Origin of the sequence: Clostridium sp. AWRP (genome assembly GCF_004006395.2) — a bacterium.
Taxonomy (GTDB): Bacteria; Bacillota; Clostridia; order Clostridiales; family Clostridiaceae; genus Clostridium_B.
On the sequence record NZ_CP029758.2, the window covers coordinates 2,688,976 to 2,713,499 of the forward strand.

16 protein-coding genes are annotated in these 24,524 nt (G+C 32.3%); all 16 read right to left on the reverse strand.

The window, feature by feature from the left end:
- Positions 1-40 precede the first annotated feature (40 nt).
- The 16 genes from xdh to DMR38_RS12340 all read right to left on the reverse strand — a co-directional run bounded on the left by xdh (position 41) and on the right by DMR38_RS12340 (position 24,493).
- Positions 41-2,605 (reverse strand): selenium-dependent xanthine dehydrogenase, encoded by a 2,565-nt coding sequence (gene xdh, locus DMR38_RS12265; protein ID WP_127721591.1) that lies wholly within the window; start codon positions 2,603-2,605, stop codon positions 41-43.
- Positions 2,606-2,712: 107 nt separating this feature from the next.
- On the reverse strand, positions 2,713-3,639 hold the full coding sequence (locus DMR38_RS12270) for an NTP transferase domain-containing protein (RefSeq protein ID WP_127721592.1): 927 nt from the start codon (positions 3,637-3,639) through the stop codon (positions 2,713-2,715).
- 76 nt (positions 3,640-3,715) lie between these two features.
- Positions 3,716-4,303, reverse strand: coding sequence for a TetR/AcrR family transcriptional regulator (locus tag DMR38_RS12275; RefSeq protein ID WP_127721593.1), 588 nt, complete (start codon positions 4,301-4,303; stop codon positions 3,716-3,718).
- A 79-nt stretch (positions 4,304-4,382) separates the two neighbouring features.
- Positions 4,383-6,092, reverse strand: a complete 1,710-nt coding sequence (gene ade / locus DMR38_RS12280; protein WP_127721594.1) for an adenine deaminase — start codon at positions 6,090-6,092, stop codon at positions 4,383-4,385.
- Between the two features lie 302 nt (positions 6,093-6,394).
- Complete coding sequence (locus DMR38_RS12285) at positions 6,395-7,819, reverse strand: NCS2 family permease (protein WP_127721595.1); 1,425 nt, start codon at positions 7,817-7,819, stop codon at positions 6,395-6,397.
- Positions 7,820-7,884: 65 nt separating this feature from the next.
- A complete protein-coding gene (gene guaD, locus DMR38_RS12290) occupies positions 7,885-9,168 on the reverse strand; it encodes a guanine deaminase (RefSeq protein ID WP_127721596.1) in 1,284 nt (427 codons plus the stop codon).
- A gap of 430 nt (positions 9,169-9,598) precedes the next feature.
- Positions 9,599-11,509, reverse strand: coding sequence for a sigma 54-interacting transcriptional regulator (locus DMR38_RS12295; protein ID WP_127724051.1), 1,911 nt, complete (start codon positions 11,507-11,509; stop codon positions 9,599-9,601).
- Positions 11,509-12,096, reverse strand: coding sequence for an alpha-ribazole phosphatase (cobC, locus tag DMR38_RS12300; RefSeq protein WP_127721597.1), 588 nt, complete (start codon positions 12,094-12,096; stop codon positions 11,509-11,511). The genes DMR38_RS12295 and cobC overlap by 1 nt, the downstream gene beginning before the upstream one ends.
- A complete protein-coding gene (locus tag DMR38_RS12305) occupies positions 12,089-13,195 on the reverse strand; it encodes a DVU_1551 family NTP transferase (RefSeq protein ID WP_127721598.1) in 1,107 nt (368 codons plus the stop codon). The genes cobC and DMR38_RS12305 overlap by 8 nt, the downstream gene beginning before the upstream one ends.
- Positions 13,182-14,240, reverse strand: coding sequence for an XdhC family aldehyde oxidoreductase maturation factor (locus DMR38_RS12310; RefSeq protein ID WP_127721599.1), 1,059 nt, complete (start codon positions 14,238-14,240; stop codon positions 13,182-13,184). Before DMR38_RS12310 ends, DMR38_RS12305 begins: the two co-directional genes overlap by 14 nt.
- 2 nt (positions 14,241-14,242) lie before the next feature.
- On the reverse strand, positions 14,243-15,556 hold the full coding sequence (locus DMR38_RS12315; RefSeq protein ID WP_127721600.1) for a DVU_1553 family AMP-dependent CoA ligase: 1,314 nt from the start codon (positions 15,554-15,556) through the stop codon (positions 14,243-14,245).
- Between the two features lie 68 nt (positions 15,557-15,624).
- Entirely contained in the window at positions 15,625-15,831 is a 207-nt protein-coding gene (locus DMR38_RS12320; RefSeq protein ID WP_065078026.1) for a DVU_1557 family redox protein, read from the reverse strand.
- A 2-nt stretch (positions 15,832-15,833) separates the two neighbouring features.
- The gene (locus DMR38_RS12325; RefSeq protein WP_127721601.1) at positions 15,834-18,107 is read right to left on the reverse strand and encodes a pyridine nucleotide-disulfide oxidoreductase/dicluster-binding protein; all 2,274 of its coding nucleotides are present in this window, start codon (positions 18,105-18,107) and stop codon (positions 15,834-15,836) included.
- Positions 18,108-18,518: 411 nt separating this feature from the next.
- Positions 18,519-21,242, reverse strand: a complete 2,724-nt coding sequence (locus DMR38_RS12330) for a molybdopterin-dependent aldehyde oxidoreductase (protein WP_127721602.1) — start codon at positions 21,240-21,242, stop codon at positions 18,519-18,521.
- A gap of 194 nt (positions 21,243-21,436) precedes the next feature.
- A complete protein-coding gene (locus DMR38_RS12335; RefSeq protein ID WP_127721603.1) occupies positions 21,437-23,335 on the reverse strand; it encodes a sigma 54-interacting transcriptional regulator in 1,899 nt (632 codons plus the stop codon).
- Between the two features lie 78 nt (positions 23,336-23,413).
- Complete coding sequence (locus DMR38_RS12340; RefSeq protein WP_127721604.1) at positions 23,414-24,493, reverse strand: XdhC family aldehyde oxidoreductase maturation factor; 1,080 nt, start codon at positions 24,491-24,493, stop codon at positions 23,414-23,416.
- Positions 24,494-24,524: the final 31 nt, after the last annotated feature.

A 24,524-nucleotide genomic window follows, 5' to 3' on the forward strand; every position in this document is an offset into this window, starting at 1 on the left:
AAACTCTGCAAAATTTTAGTTTATATAAAAGAGTAATATACTATTTTTTTAACTTTTTATAGAATGTACCTTTTAACGGCAGCTGACTACGGAATTTACCATCTAATCTATAATATGCATGAGAACAAGCTGGCGCTGTAGGAATCAAACATAATTCTCCACAGCCTTTTGCCCCATAGGCTTCAGGAATCTTTTCTTTACTTTGTACAAGAATAACTTCAAGTTCTGGAGCATCTGTTGATCGCATAAGTCCTAGTGTACCTAGCTTTGTCTTAGGATAGCCGCCTTCAACTTTAAATTCTTCTGTTAAAGCATATCCAAGCCCCATAACAATGCCACCTTCAATTTGTCCTTCAACAGCCTGAATATTGACAGGTGTTCCAACATCATAAGCTGCAACTACTTTTTCAACTTTTCCTTCTTCATTCAAGATAACAACCTGAGCTCCATAACTGTAGCTTACATGGCTTACTGGATTTTTCTTTGGAGATCCCATTGGATCTGTCTTTGCAGAATATTCACCATAAAATTCTCTTCCTTCTAAATCCAAAAGAGTCAATCCTTTGTCCAATTCTGCTTTTAATTTTTCGGATACACGCCTTACAGCTTCCCCAGTTACCACAGTCTGTCTAGATGCAGTACTAGTTCCTGAATCAGGTGTATAGAAGGTATCTGCTCTTTCATGAACAGTAAGTGCTGGATTTAAACCCGTTGTTTCACATAATATGGTAGTACACATTGTTGCAATTCCTTGTCCCATACAAGCTGCAGAAGTTTTAATATAAACTTTTCCATTTTCTACAGATAAAATGCAGCGGCCAATATCCTTATTTCCCACTCCAGTTCCACTGTTTTTAAAAGCTATAGCAATTCCTGCATAAGGATTTGATTCATATACATCTTTAACAGCTTCCAAACATTCTGCCATAGCAACACTTTCATCTGCTATTTGACCATTTGGAAGTACCTGTCCTGGACGGATTGCATTACGGTAACGTATTTCCCAAGGTGAAATTCCCACCATCTCTGCCAATAAATTAATATTGTTTTCAGTAGCAAAACAGCTTTGTGTTACACCAAAACCACGAAATGCTCCAGCAACCACATTATTTGTATAAACTGACATACCTAAAATGTCAATATTCTGATAATTATATGGTCCTGCTGCATGAGTACATGCTCTTTGTAATACAGGTCCACCAAGAGATGCATAGGCACCTGTGTCTGCAATAATTACGCCTTTCATAGCTGTTAAATATCCATTTTCATCACAAGCTGTTGTAAATTCCATTTCCATTGCATGACGTTTAACATGATAATCTAAGCTTTCCTGCCTTGAAAACTTTACCTTCACCGGTTTTTTTGTGTACCATGCCATTAATGCTGCAAGATGTTGAACACTCATGTCTTCCTTACCGCCAAATCCTCCTCCAACAAGCTGAGAATGACAGTGTACCTTTTCCTTTGGAATTTTAAGCATATTTGAAATTTCACGCTGCTCGTCATAAACAGATTGTGAGCCAGAATAGAGTAAAATGCCATCTTCTCCTTCAGGTGCTGCAATTGCACACTCTGGTTCCATAAATCCGTGTTCCTGAAATGGAGTTTTATATTTCCTCGTCACTACATATTTAGAATTTTTAATTGCTTCATCTGCATTTCCACGTTGAAGAATAGAACGACTCATAATATTTCCATCTGAATGAATTAAAGGTGCATCTGCTCTTAGGGCATCTTCAGGAGAAGTAATTGGCTCCAATTCTGTATATTCTACATCAACTAATTTGCACACTTCATCCAGCTTATCCTTATGATAAGTTGCCACAAGTGCCAATGAATCTCCTATATATCTGGTTGTCCCACCTTCTGGAATCATTACATCCCAATCCTGTTTTATATGTCCGATAATATTATTTGGAACATCCTTTGCCAGTAAAATTTTCACACAATCCGGATGAGCTTCTGCCTTGCTTATATCAATTTTATTTACAATAGCCCTTGGATATTTAGATCGAACTGTTTTAGCATAAATCATTCCAGGCAGCTCCATATCATCTACAAAAATGCCTGTTCCATTTACTTTTTCGTCTACATCCACACGCTTAAATTTCTGATTCATCTTCAATTTATCTACAGGAGCTGGTATCTGAAGATTTTCCCTAAAATATTTTGCTGCCATTAAAATAGCTTCTTCAATTTTTTTATATCCAGTACAGCGGCAAATATTACCTCTAATTGCCTTTTTTACATCTAACTCTGTTGGATTAGAATTGACATCTAATAGAGCTTTTGCACAAATTACCATTCCAGGAATACAAAAGCCACACTGTACTGCACCTGCTTCTCCAAAACAATATTCATAAACTTCTTTTTCCCTGTGACTTAATCCCTCAACAGTTAAGATTTTCTTTCCTTCAAATTTTGATACTTTTTGTACACAAGCTTTTACTGCTTTTCCATCTACTAAAATAGTGCACGTTCCACATGCACCTTCGCTGCAACCGTCCTTTGCAGAAGTGATTTTCAAATCATCTCTTAAAAAACGCAATAGGGGTTTATCAGTATTCGAAGCTACATCCTTACCATTAATATTTAATGTAAACATAAATAACCTCCTATTTTATAAAAATTTAACAATTTATTGTTACAATTATTATAAAATAGGAGGCTAACCTTTATCAAATTCTTTGTGAAAAGAACTTGCTTTTTGCATTAAAATATTCTATCAAATTCATCTTTTGCATATTGACGGACATTGTGTTCAAATTGCTCATATTTTTTTAAAAATTCCATACCTTCTTCGGTTAAATAAGTTTTTCCACCATTTCGTCCACCATGTTTTCTCTTAACCACTGCATATCCTAATTCTTCTTCCAACTGATTCAGCATGTTCCACGCTTTGCTATAGGAAAGTGCCATGTGTTTACATGCATTTCGTACAGAATGTGTATTCTGAATTAAAATCAAAAGTAACTTTGTTCTTGAATTAAAAAACAAAGATTCCTTTTCAATACTTATTTTAACAAAAGGATGTAAAATACGCTGGTTATGTTTTCTTAGGAGTTTTTCCAATTGGCAGGGGTCTCCTGTATCACTTAAAATCCCCTCATCTTCCACATCCATAAGCTGTCTTTCAACCCCAATGTTTTGGATAGCTCCCTCCATCCCCTCATTACCATCATATTTTAAAACTTGAGGGATTAATTTAGAAGATATCAAAAGAGGGTGTCCAGTTTTTCCATGATAAGATGGTAATAGTAACTGCTTATTACATTCTATCATCTTTTGAATAGTTTCCGGTGTAAATAGCGGGGCACTTACTGGATTAAATATTACCTGATCGCACTTATTTTTTAAAAAATCCAGTCCTATTTTTGCAGAATCAAGCATTTGTGAATTTTCATATTTTTCATTATACAAAAATATAACTCCATAATAAGCTAAATTGTGCTCAATTTCCTCAGATTTATACCCGGTAATTACCACAATTGGTGAAACTCCAGCCTTTTGAAAAGTTAAGACAATTCTTTTTACTATAGTGATAGAACCAATTTTGCGCAGTGGATATGTTTCATTTTTCTCTGACGTTTTTCCTGCAGCAACAATTATACCTCCTGTTATTTTTTTCTTTTTCTCCATATCCTACTCCTTATCTAGCTGTAACTTTCATATATGTACAATTTAAGACTATATGATCTTGCTTAGTATAAAAATACTAATTTTCATCTTTTAAACACTGTTCAATAAGCCTTTCGGCTACATCAAAATACTTTTTTAAATCAAACTTACCTTCATCAATAAGATACTGTAGTGACGCCCCTAACATTAAAGATACCATTATATATGTTAGCATATCTTTATATTCATTATCTACAGTATCCTTAAATTCCCCTTTATTTAAAACTTCACCAATACTACTGCGCCATATGTTAAAGGTTTTCTGAAATTTTTTCCTTATCTCATCATTTACTGTACCTTGAACCCAATAATCAAGTTGTACATAGTCCAATTCTTTATTATTTAAAATGTCATCTTCCTTTTGTTCAAAAAATCCCCTCATATTTTCTAAAACACTTTTATTGTCTAAATCAATATATTTCTTACGGTTCTCTGAAAATTGCTTTTGTATATCATTTAAAAGGGCTATCATTATATCATTTTTAGTGGGAAAATAATAATGCAAATTAGCCTGACTTCTATCAGCTTCTTTTGCAATCATATGCATACGGGTACCACTTATTTTTTCTCTAGCAATTACTTTCATAGCAGCATTTAATATATTCTTTTTTGCATCTTTTGGCATAATATAACCTCTTTCTCGTAACAATTATAATCTACTATAAAATTATACTCTAAGTTTAAATTTTACGCAAAATTTGTATTTAAATATCCGAAAATAAATCTATAAAACTAAACTTAGAATAATCAAATAATCCTCTTGAAGTTATTTTTATCTCTGGAATTACGGGAAGTGCCATAAATCCAAGTGTTATAAATGGATCAACTTCTTTTTTAATTTCAAACTTTACTGCTAATGAATTTAATTTTGTAATTTTATCTACTACAAAAGATGGGTTCTCAGATGTCATAAGTCCACCTATTGGTAATTTTAAATACTCTAGCAATTTACCTTCAGATACAAATACTATACCTCCATTATTACATATAATGTTATTCACTGCTATCTCCATATCTTTATCATTGTCACCTACTACAATTATATTATGAGAATCATGGGCTATTGTCTGAGCTATGGCAGCTTTTTTGAGTCCTAGGCCTTCTATGAACCCAACAGAATGTTTTCCACTGTTTTTGTGTCTTTCTATTACAGCTATTTTATTTACAACTTCTTCCTTACTTTCAACACATTCAACTAATCCTTCATTTATTTTAACTTTTCTCTTTTCTTTTTTAGTCACTAGTTCTCCCGGCTTCACTTTTATTACATTTACAAAGTTACCTTTAGCCTTAATCTTAAATAAGTCTTCTTTTATATAATCTACATTTACTGAGGGTTTAGCAAAAACATTTTTAAACATATGATCACTTTTATGTACCTTACCATCCTTAATCACATTTTTAATTTTCAATTTTTTCATATCTTCAAATATTACCAAATCAGCCTTCATACCAGGTGAAATAGCACCTCTATCTCTTAAGTTATAGCAATTAGCTGCATTAAAAGATGCTATCGTATATGCTTTTATAGCATCTAATCCTTCATCTATGGCAGTTCGTATACAATTATCTATACTGCCCTCATCTACTAAATCTTCAATATGTCTGTCATCAGTACAAAACAAAAACCTACTATAATTTTTGTCATTTACTGCAGGTAATAATTTTTTCAGATCTCTAGCTGCAGATCCTTCCCTAAGCATTACATACATCCCATTTCTCACTTTTTCTAAAGCTTCTTCATAATTGGTACATTCATGATCTGTTCTAATGTTGGCACATAAATAAGCATTAAGTTCTTTATCATTAATTTTAGGACAATGTCCATCTATGTTTTTTCCATACTTGTTTACCATTAAAATTTTTTCCAACATCTTTTTATTTCCCGAAGCAACTGCATTAACATCCATTACTTCTCCAAGTCCTAAAACTTGAGGATCTTCAATAAACTTTTTTAAGTTATCTGCTTCAAGCACTGCACCATTATCTTCAAAATCTACTGCTGGAACACAAGATGGAAGCATAAAAAATATATCTCCATCACCTCTTTTGCTATTTTCCAGCATAAATTCTATACCTTTTTCCCCTAAAACATTTGCTATCTCGTGGGGATCTGCAATAATTGTAGTAACACCTTTTTTAATAACTAAATCAGAAAATATTTCTGGAGTTACCATGGAAGATTCTATATGAACGTGAGAATCTATAAACCCTGGTGCTACAAAAAAACCACTACAATTAATTTCATGGTTTCCCTCATATTTACCCGTTCCTACAATTATACCATCATTTATTGCAATATCCTTTTTTTCAACAGTTTGAGTAAATACATTTATTATAAAAGCATCTTTCAGCACAAGTTCTGCTTTTATCCTGCACATAGCAGCATTGATTTTACTTGTCAATTCATTCATCTACTCACTTCTCCAATCTATTAAAATGCCCTATTATGATATTACTTCCGCAGTTTAAAAACTTTGCGAAGCAAAGCTTCGTAAGTTAAGAATTAATAATGAAAAATTATTAGTAATGTTTTGTTTTAGCAAAACGAATTTTCAAAAATTTGATTAAAGATTTTTTGTAGTGTAACGGAAAAAATCCACATTAACTATTAATTCTTCACTCTTAACTATTAACTAAAAAAGTTGCTTCGCATTATATTTAAATTAAGTTAAAATCTCATTGTAAAAGTTAAATATATAATATATATATTACTCTACTCAAACGGAAGTAGTAAATACCTTAGTACAAATAATACAGCAAGAACATACACTATTGGACTGAGTTCTTTACCTCTACCAGTAGCTATTTTTACTATAGGATAAATGATCATTGCAACTGCTATACCATTTGCTATACTATAACTAAAAGCCATTAATGAAATAGCAAAGAAACATGGTAATGCTTCTGTAAAGTCACCAAAATCTATATTTTTGATTACTCCCATCATTAAGGCACCTACTATAATAAGTGCTGGTGCTGTAGCCTGTGAAGGAACTACTCCAACAAGTCCTGAAAAAAATAATGAAAGAATAAATAATATACCTACGGTTACTGCTGTGAGACCGGTTCTTCCTCCTGCCGTAACACCAGAGGTTGATTCAACATAAGTATTAATAGTACTTGTTCCAAAAAATGATCCTGCAGTTGTTGCTACTGCATCACAGATAAGAGCTTTCTTAAGTCTTAAAACTTTACCGTTTTCATCTACCATCCCTGCCTTTGTAGCAGTTCCAACAAGTGTTCCAATAGTATCAAAAAGATCAACCAAACAAATTGTTATAACAACCATAATAAAACTCAAAATTGCTCCTGCTATAGAAGTGCCTCCTTTTGAAAAAAGGCCGGAAAAATCAAAAGCTGCAAAAGTAGGTGCAAGAGAAGGTGGTGCACTAAAGATGTGTAAATTTGCAAGAGAAGTAACTTTAAGTGGTATACCTATAAGTGTGGTTAAAATAATGCCTATAAGAATAGACCCTGTAACATTTCTTGCCATAAGTACGCCAATTATTAAAACCCCTATTATAGTAAGCAATGTTCCTGGTTGTGCAAAATTTCCAAATCCAACAAGTGTTGATTTATTTGAAACTATTATTCCACCACTTTTTAAACCAATAAGTGCAATAAAAAGTCCTATACCACCAGACATAGCATATTTTAAATTTTGAGGTATGGCATCAACAATTTTTTCTCGTATGGATGTAACTGTAATAATTATAAACAAAATACCTGAAGTCAATACTGCAGTAAGAGCTTGGTGCCAGTTAAAACCCAATGTTAAACATACTGTGTAAGTAAAGAATGCATTAAGACCCATACCTGGAGCTTGAGCAAAAGGCAAATTTGCGTAGAACCCCATTATAAATGTCCCAACAGCAGCAGCTAGACAAGTAGCAACAAATACCGCTGACACAATAGGATCAGAGCCTACATTAAACTTTGAAGCCGCATCTCCAACTACACCTGCTGAATTCATACCCGCTATTCTAAGAACACTTGGATTAACAAATATTATATAGGCCATAGTAATAAAAGTAGTGAATCCAGCTAGAATTTCTGTCTTTACATTTGTGTTGTTGTCTTTTAACTTAAAGAATGATTCTAGAAACGAATTTTTCTGTCCATTAACTCCACTTTCCATAAATTAACCCCCATTATAAAATTATTTAGAGTTCTCAAAACCTGTTAAGTTAAAGAACTTTATTTTTAATAACACTTAGGCTCCTCTATTTTTTTGCCCGCTACATATCTCTCCTTAATATTTCTGTCATCTCCAGTATAGATAAACTTTTGCAGCCTTTCTTCTATTGACAATTGTCTAAATATAGCTAAATTGCTGTCATCAATAACGAGAGCATCAAACTCGTACCCATTTTCAAAGCTTCCTACTTTACCAAAAAACTTTCCTCCACCTTTTGTTGCCAGATAAAATAATTCCGCAGTACTAAAAGACTTATCTACTTTACTGCTTTCAAGCCATTTTAAATTTGATACCTGAGCACTATTTACAATTACATTTGTCATTGACAAACTATGTCCTGCAGATATATCACTTCCAAGCCCTACAGGTATACCTCTTGTTACAAACCTTCTAATAGGTGCAATTCCACTTGATAAATTACAATTTGAACTAGGATTATGAGCAATAAATACATTCTTTCTATTCATTAATCCAATTTCATCTTCATCTACCAAAATACAATGAGCCATAATAGTAGGTACATCCCCCAATAGTCCTGCTCTGTCATATACTCTAGCGTAATTTTTACAATCTGGATGTAACTTTTTAACAAAACTAACTTCATCATTATTTTCACATAAATGTGATTGTACTGGGACATTGTATTTTTTAGCTAAGTTTCCTAAGCTTTTCAATAACTTCATACTACAGCTTGGAACAAATCTAGGTGTAATTATAGGCTTTACAAGTTCATATTTTGTACAATATTCCTTCAATATTTCTTCTGTATCATAAATTGAATCTTCTGTATTTTCTACCAAATATTCTGGCGAATTTCTGTTCATATTTACTTTTCCCACATATGCTGATAGTCCTGACTCCCCAAATAAATCCATTAAAAGTTTTGTTGAATCTTTATGAATGGTTGCAAAAACACATGCCCTTGTGGTACCAAATCTCCACAAATCTCTTATTAAAGCCGAGTACACCTTTTTTGCATAGTTAATGTCTGCATATTTTGCTTCCTCAGGAAAAGTATACTCTTGGAGCCATGGCATAAGTTCTTTGTCAAGTCCTAATCCTAGGTTTCCATATTGTGATGCATGTAAATGCAAATCAACAAATCCTGGTATTATAATTGCGTCTCCATAATCTATAATCCTTATCTTACTAAACTTTTCAGGAAGATTTTTATATACACCTTTAACACACTTACCTTCAACTACAATATACCCATTTTCAAATACTTCAAATTTGCCAAAAATTTTAGTAAATATAATATTACCCTTAACAATATATATGCCTTCCATTAAGCTGCCTCCTTTTAAGTTATTGTAATTTTTGCATTTAAATATCAGAAATAGAAATTTAAATAATGTGTTAATACATTATTATTAAAAATGATTGTAAATTAGAATATTGAAGAGTTAAATATGATATAATCTATATTCAAATAAGTTAATTTAATATAGCATATAATGTGTGATTGTCTTGTTTTTACTTATACTAACTAGTTAGTCCATTTTTATTATAATTCCGAATTATATTTCTGTCAATATATATTAATTTTGTAATAATATATTATAAACAGAGTTCTTGGCATCAGATGGAGTTTTGACTCCATCTGATGTTTATTAACAGGCTTTTAAGTGCTTCATCACTTAGAAAGCGTTATCTTTTAGAGAAAAGCAGAGAACTTAAATCAAAGATTTAAGTTCTCTGCTTTTCCCACTAAGTAATTTACATTTCTATTTTATATTTTTTAATCTTACTGTATAAAGTATTTCTCCTTATTCCAAGTGCTGCTGCTGAATGAGTTATATTTCCCTTAAACTTTTTCAACACCTTTACTAAATGTTCCCTTTCCACATAATCCAACTTTAAGCAGTCTTCATTAATATTCACAAGTACTTCATTATTACAATTTTCTTCTGAAAAATAACCTGCAGGTACAGATTCAGTATTTATAATTAACTCCACTACATTTTCTAACTCTCTTATGTTTCCGTGCCAGCTGTAATTAATCATTTTTTGTAAATATTCTTCTGGTATAACTGGCTCCTTTTTATTTAACTTTTTTGATATAGTTTTAATAAAATATTGAATAAGAAGAGGTATATCCTTTTTTCTCTCTTTAAGTGGAGGCAAATATAAAGGCAATACATTTAGCCTATAATATAAATCCTTTCTAAATCTTCCGCGCTCCACTTCTTTTTTTAAATCTCTATTCGTGACAGCTATAATTCTTACATCTACAGATATACATTTTGAACTTCCAATTCTCGTTATTACGCCTTCCTGTACAACTCTTAGAAGCTTTGTCTGCATATCAAGTGGCATTTCTCCAATTTCATCCAGCATTATAGTTCCACCATCTGCCAATTCAAATTTTCCAATGTTTCCACCCTTTTTAGCTCCTGTAAAAGCTCCTTCTTCGTATCCAAAAAGCTCTGACTCTATAAGTTGTTTAGGAATAGCACCGCAATTTAAAGCTATGAAAGGCCCATCTACTCTACTACTGTGATTATGAATGGATTGTGCAAATACCTCTTTTCCTGTACCGCTTTCTCCCATTATAAGTATAGTTGATTTACTATCCGAAATCTTTTTTGCATATTCTATTATTCTCATAAAACTTTCATCTTGACCAATTATTTTATCAAAAGTGTAGTAAGCCTGTCCGTCATTTCTTTTCTTTGCTATTTTAATTTTTTCAAAAACATATACTATTTCAATGTTATCATCTTCACAATTGTATATAGAACTGGTAGTTAGTTGATATTGAGTTTTGTTTCTCACAGCCACTATGTTTGTTTCTTTTGAAGTACTTTGGCCCAAATATATGGATGTCTTTATATCATTCCAATTTTCTATAATATCTTCCATCTTATCTGTTTCTAACTTGTTACCTCTTATACCAAACATATCTTGTGCTTTTTTGTTGCAAATTTTTATTTTACCATCTATATCGGAAGTTATTATAGCAACAGGGCTGGAATTAAATATATTTTTTATATGCTTGTAATTCATATTTTGAATCTTATTACATTCTTTTACTTTAAGCATTTCTTCTATGGCATTTGACGCTGCTATAACCATCCCAAGAGTATGAGAATGTACAAATTCAGCATACCCAGTAAGATTCAATACACCTATAAGTCTTCCTTTACTATCTTTTATAGGTGCTGCAGAACACGTCCATTTGTGGTATGCTCTAATGAAATGATCATCTCCAGAAATTTGAACTGGCATTTTAGTGCTTATAACCATGCTCATAGAGTTAGTTCCAATGTTTTCTTCATTCATAAAAGCCCCTGGTACCATTTTTAAAGAAAAAGCTTTCGAAAGTATTTTTTCGTCTCCCAATGCATTTAATATACATCCTTCTCCGTCAGTAAGTAATACAAAGAAATCGAAACCCTTTACAAAATTAATTAGCTGCTCCATATAAGGTGCCGCAGTCAATATTAAATTTCTGTTAGCTGCAAATTTTTTCTGTAATTCATTATCATATAATATTTTTTTACTAAAAACCTGGTGTGAATCAATGCCAAACTTTTTACATCTTTCATGCGAAAGTTCCACATCCGTTTTATATACAGCTTCATTATCTAATTTAGAAGTAACTGTGTTCACTACAATTCCCCCCATTATAATAACAATTTCCAATTCCATTTCCCATTATTAAAGGAAAGCTCGTTTATACACCCATAGGGTTGATTTATTTTAAATATGTCCTGCATAGATATTGATAAAATATTCTTTAGTATGACTCTATTAACTCCTGCATGGGCAATTATAATTATATTACCGCTACTACTGCTTATAATAGATTTAAAAACAGGGATAACTCTTTTCTCAAGATTTTTAAAGCTTTCTCCCCCTGTTGGTACAAAACCTCCTATATCTTCTCCTCTACTTTTAAACTGCTCCGGTAAAGAACTCTTAATAGAACTAAAAGTTTTTCCTTCCCATTCACCCATGTTTATTTCCATTAATTCATTTACTATAATATTTTCTATATTTCTACCTTCTAAAATTATATGTGCTGTTTCAACACATCTTTTTAGTGGACTTAGATATACTTTCTCTATGTCTATTTTTTTAAAGAATTTTTTTAGCTTTAGTACTTGTACAGTGCCTTCTTCATTTAGAGGTATATCTGTAATTCCTATGTAACGTTTCTCAGTGCCTGCATTTATTTTACCATGTCTTATTAAATATATTTTTCTACTCATAACTAAAATCTTTCCCCAATACGCTTTTTATCTTTTTTTCAATTTTTCTGGCTTCCCCAAACCTCTTCCTCACTTTGTTTAATGCTTCAGAATTATTTGAAAATCTTGAAGAATATTCAGAAAATCTTTTTTCTAATCCTACTAATTCATCTTCTTGAACAACTTTATCTGCCAGGTACAGTAGTTCTCCTTCTGTAATATTATCTTCTTCACTTACCTCTATATCCATGTGAGTTGCTATTATTTTTGCTACATACGGGTAACCCAAGTCACTTAATATTTTCGCCCCTTCTTTAGCATGATTTTTTTCTTTTCTAGCCAAATCATGCAAAAGCCCTGCAGCTAACATTATATCTTTATTGAAATTATATTCTTTACTATTTAACTTAGTTAAAATATTTAGAGCTATTTCTGACACCTTATCTCCATGTCTCCTTATATTACAAGGTACACCATATAAGTTTAAAATGCAATAACATTCTTCCAAATTAGGTGCTCTTAAATAAAAATGTTCAAGCAATTTTTTATAGTCTTCTTTAATATCCATATCCATCAATATTCCCTGGTCTGGAACCGGAACTCTTATAGAATCATTGTCAAACTTTTGGAGTATTCTCTTTAATCCACCTTCACCATCACTTTTCATTATTTCTGACCTATACTTACAATCTATAAAGGGAGGATGCCCTGACTTTCCATTAAACTTGGGATATATAATACCCTTACCACACTCCATATATTTATCTTTTAACATATTTACAGTATGTGTTTTTATGAGAGGTATATCTACAGGATTCATAAAAAATCCTTTTACATCCTCTTGCAATACTTCCATCCCTTTTACTATGGAAGAAAACATGCCCTTTGAATAATCTTCATTTTTTACCCACCTAACTCCTAAATCTTTAATTACATCTATTACTTCATTTTGCCTGTGGCCTACTATTACTACAATATCATCAATTTTTGAAGCCTTAAAAGTATTTATTATCATTTCCACTGCAGTACATTCTCCAAATTTCAAAAGTGGTTTAAAGTCTCCCATCCTTGAAGAATATCCTGCTGAAATAATAATGGCCCCTAACTTATCTTTTCCCATTAAAAGTCTCCCTTTTTACTTTTATTAGTTCTGCCACAATACTTATTGCTATTTCTTCAGGAGTTTGTGCATATATAGAAACACCTATAGGACTATGTACCCTTTTTAAATCTTCCTCTGTATATCCTTCATCCAAAAGGCTCTCATAAACGAACTTCCTTTTGGTCTTGCTTCCTATCATCCCTATATACTTTGCATTAGTCTTAAGCATCTGTCCTAGTACTTCCTTGTCGTAAGCATGGCCTCTTGTAACTATTACTATATAACTATTGCTATCTACTTTTATATATTTAAGAATATTTTCAAAAGAAGGAATTGCTTTTACTTCTTTTACATCTTTAAACCTTTCCTTATTTGCAAATTCCTGTCTATCATCTATAACAACAATGTCAAAATCCAGATTTTTAGCCACTTCTGCAATTTTTTGTGCTACATGTCCTGCACCTATTACATATATGGTTTGAGTATTTAAAACAGGTTCTATTAAATAATGTTCCTCTTCCACGTCAATATACTGCATAGTAACATTTTTAAAATTTTCTCTTATCTTTCTAATTATGTACTGAACTTTCTCATCTTCTTTTCCATAAAATGATGCTTCACTGCAAATCCATTTATCTATGCCTTTTATGCTTTTTCTTTCTCCAGGTATTCTAGTTATAATAGCAAAATTATCACCTTTTCTCTTCAGTTTCTGCACATTTTTATACATTTCCACCATGTCACTGTCTTTATAATCTACATACTCTAGAAGCAATTTAATATCTCCACCACATGCAGCACCTAAAGCCTCTGCACCTTCATTTGTAAGTGAACAATTTTTAATTATATAAGCTCCATTTTGAAATATCCTTGAAGATAATTTTATGGCCAATGCCTCAAATATGCCTCCACCTATAGTTCCTATAATAGAAAAATCCCTTTTTATAATCATCTTGGTACCCTCTTCTCTAGGTGCAGATCCAGACTTTTCTAGAATAGTGGCCAAAACAAAGTCTTCTTTTCTATCTAAAAGATTATTTATTATCTCATATATATCTTCCAAATTTATCCCCTCCCTCTATAGTCATATATTTTTCGCTTTACCATACTATTTTTTATTTCTATACTTTTTTTCATATAACCTAATACAATTTCTAAAGTTCCATCAATTAATGCTTCCCTTACTGATGGAATTTTTTCTACACTATTTTTAATATTCCCTCTTAATTTGTAAAAATCCTCCTCCCTTTTTACAGCAATATCTATATAGAGAATATTTTTCTTTTCAATATAAACATTATAATTTATTACCTCTTCAAAAGACAAGATTATTTCATCCAAATCTCTCATAGATAGGAATTTATTTTTACCTATTACAATTTTATTTTCCATCCTTCCATGAACTCTTTCCATAGTCTTTAAAAAAGTACCACAGGCACACAAACCTGCTTTAAAACATCCTATATCACCTGTTTTATATCTTATTAAAGGCATTCCTTCTCTTGTAAGAGTTGTAAATACTATCTCACCATACTCTCCATCTTTTACTACTTTTCCTGTACGTGGATTTATTACTTCAAAATACAAATCATTTTCTCTCATATGGTAGCCACTTAAAGCCTCACATTCTACTCCTCCTCCATACCCCATTTCTGTCATGCCATAATGTGTAAAAACTTTACAACTAAATTTATGTGTAATTTCTCTTATTAATGTTTCTGGCACATAATCAGCACTCAGAAGAATTTTTTTTATGCTGGCTTTAAATGTTTCAGACTCTACTCTGGAAAAATACAGTACCTGCAGTGGAATCCCAACTATACAATCTATACATTTTTCCTTGATAAATTCTGCAGTATCCTTAGGATTTACAAGTACACCTTGAACATAACATGTTATATCTATATCCTTTAATGCTTTCTTTAGTAAATCTCCTATACTACCATGACTATTTCCTGGTAAAAGCACCAATACCCTGTCATTTTTATTTACAATACACTGCATACCATATTTAAAAAATTCTACAGTAAGATCTAAGTCCTTTTCCGTAAAATATATTCTTTTTTCTTCCCCACTTGTTCCCGAAGTTCTTAAGGTTACTATTCTCGCAATATCTCTTTGAGGTACACATAAAAAATTATTTGAATTTTCTTTTATATGTTCTGGCAGCGTAAAAGGAATTTTTTCAAAATCTTCAAAGGACTTTATATCATTTCCTTGAATATCTTTCAAATATTCCTTATAAAATTTACTATATTTTTTCCCATAGTCTATAATTTTTCTTATTTTATTTAACTGATAATTTTCTAAAGATTCCGTACTTTTTTTCTTTATTCCTGTTTTATCAACTATCCATGCTTCAAGTGGTGTCAGCTTCATTTTGCCATCTCCCCTTCAACTTTACTAGTCATCCCTATTTCCAAATTCATAACCATTACAGCACTTCATCATTTATCTTCCAGTCCCTTTTCTACTTCCTTCATTTTTCCTAATGCAAGTTTCTCATCTATAATTACCATTTTACACTTAGGACACTGCATGAGTTCAACTTCAAAATTTCCTCCAAGATATAGAACCTTTACCTGTCTAAGTTCTAATTCTTTATTACATTTGTCACAAATCCATGGAGTTTTCTCTTCTTTATCAATATTCATAGCTATTCCTCCACCACTTCCATCCTATGGCTGTAAACATCCTTAACAAAAATTTCATTTTCATTTTTTTCATATTCTACCCAATAGGTAACACTGCCAATCCTAAGTCTGCATAAATAGTGAGAATTTTTAGGATTAAAAAATCTCTCTTTATTTTTTTGTGCATTATCTACTGCTTTTTCTATATCTTCAAGCAAAATCAGTCTTTCTTCCATTTGATTTTGCACATTGTCTGGTATATTTAATTTAAATCCATAATCCTTTTTAAAATCATTTATTTCCTCATTCCATATTTCTTTTAAAAGTTTCTTTTTAACAAGTGCCCTATTTTCATGCCGTTTTGAAAGACTAGGAACTTTTCTTAACCCGGCTTCTTCTAAATTACTGCTATAAATTAAGTCTAAGATATGGAAAGTTTTTTTACCTTCATCTATAAATAGATCCTTGCACATTGCGCAGTAAACTAAATAATCCAGATTACTCTCACCTATCCTATCTTTTGCAAATTCCCTAGACTGCTCTCTATTTGAAAAGTATACTAAACCACCATAACCACAACACTTAGTTTTTTCTTTTGAAAACTTAAGTTCTTTTATTTTATATCCCAATTTGTCTGCTATATTTCTTATGCTTTCGTGAATTTCTTTATTATGTCTAGTTGAACATGCATCTTGTACAGCTAGTACTTTCTTTTCATCTGTTTTGTTGTTTGATGCAACACCATATTTATCCATAACTTCCCACAGAGAAATAAGTTTAATATCCGGCATATACTTTTTAAAGGTTCTATAACAACTTGAGCAGGCTAAAATAAAAGTTGGATTTCCTGCTTTTTTCCACTTATCTTTCATATCCTCCATATTCTTCTTCACTAAATCCTGCCTTCCAGCCCAATCTGCTGGTGCACCGCAGCAGCCTAGCATTATACCAACTCCATCTTTAATATTATCCATGAGATATTTATATACTTCAGGTATATATTCAGGAGAAGAAGCAGGCAGCTGACATCCAGGATAAAACATATACTTCACCTTTTCATATCCCGGCTGATTTTTTACCATAGAAAAATGTTTACTATTGCTAAATTCCATATCTCTAAGTCCAAAATCATGAGCTGACACAGGCATTTTTCCTCTTTCTACCATGCTTTCACGAGTCTCTTGTATTACATCTTTCATATCCAAATTTGAAGGACAAACTTCACCACAAAGTCCGCAAAGGGTACATGAATTAATCATTTCATTTGCATAGTGATCTCCTAGTACTATGTTTTCATTGTGATTTATTTGCCTTATATATTTCCTAGGTTCAGTATTATATCTTCTTAAATGTGGACAATTTCTAGCGCACTGTAAACATTCACATTTTAAACATCTTTGTGCTTCTTGTATTGCCTCCTTTTCATTATATACTGAAGAAGTCCTTTTAATAGGTTCTACATTTTCTATATCATCTAATTTAAGTTTTAAAGGAGTATCATAAGCACCTTCATTTTCCCTAGCTGCTGTAAGAGAAGTTTTTTGAAGGTATCTGTCAATGGATGTGGCTGCCCTTCTTCCAGAGCTTATGGAAAGTATGACTGAATCGTTTTTGTTTGCAACTCTTCCACCTGCAAATAAAGAACTGTCCTCCACCTGGAAAGTTTGTGGATTTACTTTTAAATCTTTTTTCCAAGTTCCTGTCCCCATGTAAACTGCATCATAGGTATTGAGTATATCCTCCAATTTTTTTTCATCTACGAATTCATTGAACTTAATTATTATATCATCTTTATTCATTATTTCTAATTCTTCTTCTATTGTCTTTTTTGAAAGTTGTTTCTCTTCAAAATTCCACAATCTTCCACCTATTTTATCACTTTTTTCGTAGACAGTAATTTGGTATCCTTTTTTATCCAAGTCAAAAGCAGCAACAATACCACTTATACCTGCACCTATTACTGCAACCTTTTTCCCATTTTTAGGTATAGTAATAGACCTTTTTGGAGAAGAAAAACCTAACTCTATTGCCGCCCTTTCAAGTTCATGTATATTAATGCCTCCACCTAATTTATTTCTAGGACATACACCCTTGCAAGGCTCGTCACATATACTTCCTACTATTCTTGCAAAAGGAACCTTCTTAGACATAATTTTATAAGCTTTTTTAAAGTCTCCCTTTTGTATTTCTTCAATAAAAGCTTTCACATCCATGTGTAAAGGACATGCTGCTATACAGGCTGAGGGTTTGTCTCCAATACATAACTCTCTTCTATTCAGTAGTTTATTTAAATCCATAAAACTTCTCACCTTCCTTTATCGATTATTAACTCAACCTTCGCACATATAAAATTTTTTTAGTTGAGAATTGAGAGTGGAAAGTGGAGAGTTAATGTGGATTTTTTTAGTTACACTACAAAAAATCTTTGATTAAATTTTAATAGCTCGTTTTGCTAAAGCAAAACATTGCTGACTTATATAATTTAAAGATTTTTACGATAGCTAAAAATCAACCTTCACTCTCAACTCTCAATTTTCAACTCTCAACTCAAAAAACTTTGCTTCCCAATTTACTTAAACTACGAATATTAAGTTAATTATCTATAACAAAAAGGAACCAGAAACTTTTAAAAAAACACTTCAATATAAAACGTAGAAATTATTTGCTTCTGATTCCTTTATAGAGATATGTCTAATACAAATTATCTCTTATTTCTTAAGTGCCGCTAAAACCTTCTCAGGCAAAGCTGGCAATTTAGTAATACGAGCTCCACAAGCGTTATATATTGCATTAATTATTGCTGCATGTGGTGCTGAAAGCGGCATTTCTCCAGCTCCTGCTGCTCCATAAGGGCCATTTGGTCTTGGTGTTTCCTGATGAATAAGTGTTATATTGTCTGGAACATCTTTTATTTGAGGTATTCCACAAGCTGTAAGTGTAACATGTTTCTTTAAATCTTCAAAATCTTCGCTTAAAGCGAGTCCTATACCTTGAACTAATCCACCATAAAGCTGTCCTTCAATTACTATTTTATTTACTATAGTACCACAATCTGAAACCATAGTAAGATTTTCAACTTTAGTCTTTCCTGTGTTGACATCAACTTCTACTTCTGCCATAAGTACACCATACATATATACTGGGAATGGATTTCCTTGGCCTGTTTCTACATCACAAGCAGTACATGGTGCAGTCCACTCTCCATCATATTTTACTGGAAGCCCTTGAGCTACCATTTCATCATAAGTTCTATAAGTTCCATCTTCTTTTTTCAAAGCGTTTACTAAGTTTTCACAGGCAACTCTTGTAGCATTACCAGTTAAAACGTTAGAACGGCTTCCACCTGCAGGGCCACTATCTGGTGTAAATTTCATATCATTCATAACAAGCTTAATTTGTTTAGGTTTTATTCCTAAAGGTTTTAAAGTTTCATGAGCAATTGTGAGTGTTCCCATATCAGCACCTTGGCCATGATCTTCCCAGGAATTTGCTACAGTAACACCTTCCGGAGTAATTTCAGCCCAAGCTCTTGATGTATCTGGACCGTCTAGGCCGCATCCATATATGAGAAGTGAAACTCCCACACCATATTTTTTATCTCCAGAACTAGCATTATTTTTATCTTTAACTTTCTTTTTTGCTTCATTATAGAATGGCCTTAATTTATCTATTGCCTGAGGCAGACAAATTACATCTGGAGGACATCCATTTGGAGTTGTATCCCCTTCTCTATAAACATTCATATATCTAAATTCTAGAGGATCCATTCCAACCTTCTCAGCTAACTCATCAATTGCTACTTCTGATGCAAAAAGAGCTTGAGGTGAACCATATCCTCTAAATGCAGAACCCCAAGCATGATTTGTAGCTACGGTACGACCTGCACCTCTTATATTTGGAACATTATATCCAGCACCTATAAATTGAGTTCCTCTCATTGTCAAAAGGTCTCCAAATTCAGAATATGGACCGTGATCTACACTCCAATCTGATTCCAGCGCCTTTATCTTTCCATCTTTATCTGCACCATATTTAACATGCATGAAGAATGGAGATCTCTTTCCTGTATAAGTTATTTGCTGATACATATTGAATTCAAGGTATACAGGTCTTTTGGTTACCATAGCAGCTACTCCAAGAAGACCTTCCATTGTTGGACTAAATTTATAACCAAATGTACCTCCTGTAGGATTTTGAACTATTTTAAGTTTTTCCAGTGGTATTCCTATTCCATCTGCAACCATTGCTGCATGTATGTGTATTCCAACGCTCTTTGAATGTACCATTAAATCCCCGTCTTCATCAAAATATGCGAATCCAACATCTGGTTCAAGTGGTAAATGTGGTTGTCTTCCAACATAAAAATCATCTTCAACAACATAAGGAAGAGAACCCATTAAAGGTGCTGTATCTTCACCTTTTTTAGTACCACATTCAAAGTAAATATTAGGTGTTCCTGGATGAATTTCTATAGCATCTTCTGCCATAGCAGCTGGTGCACTCATATAAGTTGGTAACTCTTCTAACTCTACTTTAACTTTTCCCACTGCTTCTTCAGCTACAGCTGGATTCTCTGCCAAAACCATAGCTAAAGCATCTCCAAATTGGAAAACTTTCTTATCATTTAATATGGGTCTTTCAAGTCCATCACCCTTATTGGATGGGAAAGCCAAACCGTTTATTCTATTGCTGCCTGGTACATCTTTATATGTTATTACTTTATATACTCCAGGCATTTTTTCTGCTTCTGAAGTATCTATAGATATTATATTGGCATGGGATACCGTTGCCTGAACTAATTTGATGTGCAGTGTTCCTGGTGGAAGTTCTAATCCAAGATCTGCTCCAAATTCCCATGATCCTGTTACTTTTGCAAGAGCAGATGGACGTACTACACTTGAACCAAGCAAAGTTCCATCTTTAGGAAGTTTAGCCCATATATCTTCCTTTCTTATTTCTCCACGCATAAGTTTTGCTGCTTCCATTACAGAATCAACTATGGGTTTGTATCCCGTACATCTACATACATTTCTATGTTTTTGGAACCAATCTCTTACTTCTTCCCTAGTCGGATTTGTGTTTTCATCTAAAAGTGCCTTTGCAGAAACTATAAATCCAGGAGTACAGAATCCGCACTGTGCAGCGCCATGAACCATCCATGCTAACTGTAGTGGATGAAGATGCTCATTGGTGCCAACTCCTTCTATAGTTATAATATTTGCTTCATCAGGAACTCTTTTAAATTTAGTTATACAAGCTCTTACAACTTTTCCATCTAGAATTATAGAGCAGGCACCACATTCTCCTTTTCTGCATCCAACTTTTGTTCCAACCAGATGTAATTGTTTTCTCAAAACATCTGCTAAAAATGCCTCAGGATCTGCTATAACAGTCCTTTTGACTCCATTAATAATTAAACTCTTTTTTAACATATTGTACCTCCTTGATTTTATATTATTGGAAGAACTATTAATTTCATTGTTATTATGAGCAATAATTAATACCCATATTCAAAATGTTGGAATCACCTACATTTTTTTAAACCTTATTTTTCAAATATAATTAGAGGGTTACCAACAGCATATCTGTAGGTAACCCTCTAATTATATTTTTTGAATAAAAAATATTACATTTGTATATTATACTTTTTTATCTTGCTGTATAAAGTATTTCTCCTTATACCAAGTGCTTCTGCTGAATGGGTTATATTCCCCTTAAACTTCTTCAATACCTTAATTACATGTTCTTTTTCCATATAATCTAGCTTTAAACACTCATCACTGATATCCACAAGTACCTCATTATCACAATTTCCTTGTGTAAAATAACCTGCTGGTATAGATCCTGTATTTACAATTAATTCAACCAAATTTTCCAATTCTCTTATATTCCCGGGCCAGTTATAGTTAATCATTTTCTTCAAGTATTCTTCTGATATAACCGGCTCCTTTTTATTTAACTTTTGTGCTATATTCTTAACAAAATGTTGAATAAGAAGGGGTATATCCCTCTTTCTTTCTCTAAGTGGAGGTAAGAATAAAGGCAGCACATTTAATCTATAATATAAGTCTTTTCTAAATCTTCCAGCTTCTACTTCTTTTTTTAAATCTCTGTTTGTCACAGCTATAATTCTTACATCTACAGGTATAGATTTTGAGCTTCCAATTCTCGTTATTACGCCTTCCTGTACAACTCTTAGGAGCTTTGTCTGCATATCAAGTGGCATTTCTCCAATTTCATCCAGCATTATAGTTCCACCATCTGCCAATTCAAATTTTCCAAGGTTGCCTCCCTTTTTGGCTCCTGTAAAAGCTCCTTCTTCATATCCAAAAAGCTCTGACTCTATAAGCTGTTTAGGGATGGCACCACAATTTAAAGCTACAAATGGTCCATCTACCCTTCTGCTGTAATTATGAATTGATTGTGCAAACACTTCTTTTCCCGTACCACTTTCCCCCATTATAAGTATAGTTGATTTACTATCTGAAATCTTTTTTGCATAATTTACTACTTTTGTAAAGTTTTCATCCTGACCCATTATTTTACCAAAAGTATAGTAAGCCTGGCCATTATTTTTTTTATTTACCTTTTTTAATTTCTCAAAAACATAAACTATCTCAATATTATTACCATCATCGCAATTGTATATTGAACTAGTAGTTACTTGATACTGAATCTTATTTCTTAGTGCAACAATAATTGTTTCTTTTGAAGTACTTTCTCCTAAATATATAGGTGTTTTTATATTATTCCAGTTTTCTATAATATCTTCCATATTGTTTGTCTCTAACTTATTACCCCTTATGCCAAACATATCCTGTGCCTTTTTATTGCAAATTTTTATCTTGCCATTTATATCCGAGGTTATTATAGCAACAGGGCTGGAATTAAATATATTTTTTATATGCTTGTAATTCATATCTTGAATCTTATTGTACTCTTCTACTTTAAGCATTTCTTCTATAGCATTTGACGCTGCTATAACCATACCAAGGGTATGGGAATGTACAAACTCAATATATCCAGTAAGATTCAATACACCTATAAGTTTTCCTTTATTATCTTTTATAGGTGCCGCAGAACACGTCCACCTATGATATGCATTAATAAAATGATCATCTCCAGAAATTTGAACTGGCAGCTTACTTTTTATAACTACACTCATAGCATTTGTTCCAATATTTTCTTCATTCATAAAAGCTCCCGGTATCATTTTTAAAGAAAAGGCTTCTTCGAGTATTTTTTCATCACCTAATGCATTTAATATGCATCCTTCTCCGTCTGTAAGTAATACAAAAAAATTAAATCCCTTTACAAAATTAATTAACTGCTCCATATAAGGTGCTGCAGTCAATATTAAATTTCTGTTAGCTGCAAATCTTTTCTGTAATTCAGCATCGTGTATTATTTTTTTACTAAATACCTGGTGTGAATCAATACTGAACTCTTTACATCTTCTATGTGAAAGTTCTATATTAGGCTTGGATACAACTGCATTGTCCAATTTGCAACTAGCTGCATTCATTATAATCCCCCCATCATAATAACAATTTTCAAGTCCATTAACATTCTTCTATTTTCCCATTGTAGAAGAACATCATATTTAAATAATCATAGCTTCAATTCTATTTTTTTGATTGAAAGACTCCCTTTCAACTTTTATAAGTTCTGCTGCAATACTTATTGCTATCTCTTCAGGAGTTTGCGCAAATATAGTAATACCTATAGGGCTGTGTACCCTTTTTAAGTCTTCCTCTGTATACCCTTCATCTAAAAGACAATTATATACAAATTCTCTTTTGGCCTTACTTCCTATCATACCTATATACTCTGCATCAGTTCTAAGCATTTGCCCGAGAACTTCCTTGTCATAGGCATGTCCCCTAGTAACTATTACTATATAACTGTTATTATCTACATTTATATATTTAAGTATATTTTGAAAAGAAGGAACTACTTTTACTTCCTCAATATCTTTAAATCTTTCTCTATTTGCAAATTCTTTCCTATCATCTATAACAATAGTTTTAAAATCCAATATTTTTGTTACTTCTGCGATTTTTTGTGATACATGTCCTGCCCCTATTATATATAAGGTTTTACTATTTAAAACAGGTTCTATTAAATAATGCCCCCCCTCTAGAGCAATATATTGTATAGTAACATGTTTAAATTCTTCTCTTATCCTCCTTATTACACACTGAACTTTCTCATCTTCTTCACCATAAAGTGATGACTCACTACAAACCCATTTATCTATACCTTTTATGCTCTTTCCTTCTTTAGGAATCCTAGTTACAATTACAAAATTATCTCCTCTTCTTTTTAGCTTCTGAACATTTTTATACATTTCCACCATTTTACTGTCATTGTAATCCACATATTCCAAAAGCAATTTAATGTCTCCACCACATGCTGCTTCTAATTTTTCAGTTTTTTCACTAGTAAGTAAACATTTTTTAATTATATATGCACCATTTTCAAAAACTTTTGAAGACAATTTTATAGCTGCAGCTTCAAATATACCACCGCCTATAGTTCCTATAATTGAAAAATCTTCTTTTATAACCATCTTGGTACTCTCTTCTCTAGACACAGATTTCGATTTTTTAAAAACAGTAGCTAAAACAAATTTCTCTTTTTTATCTAAAAGCTCATTTATTGTTTCATAAATATCCTCCATAATTACCCTCTCCCCCTATTATCATGTACTT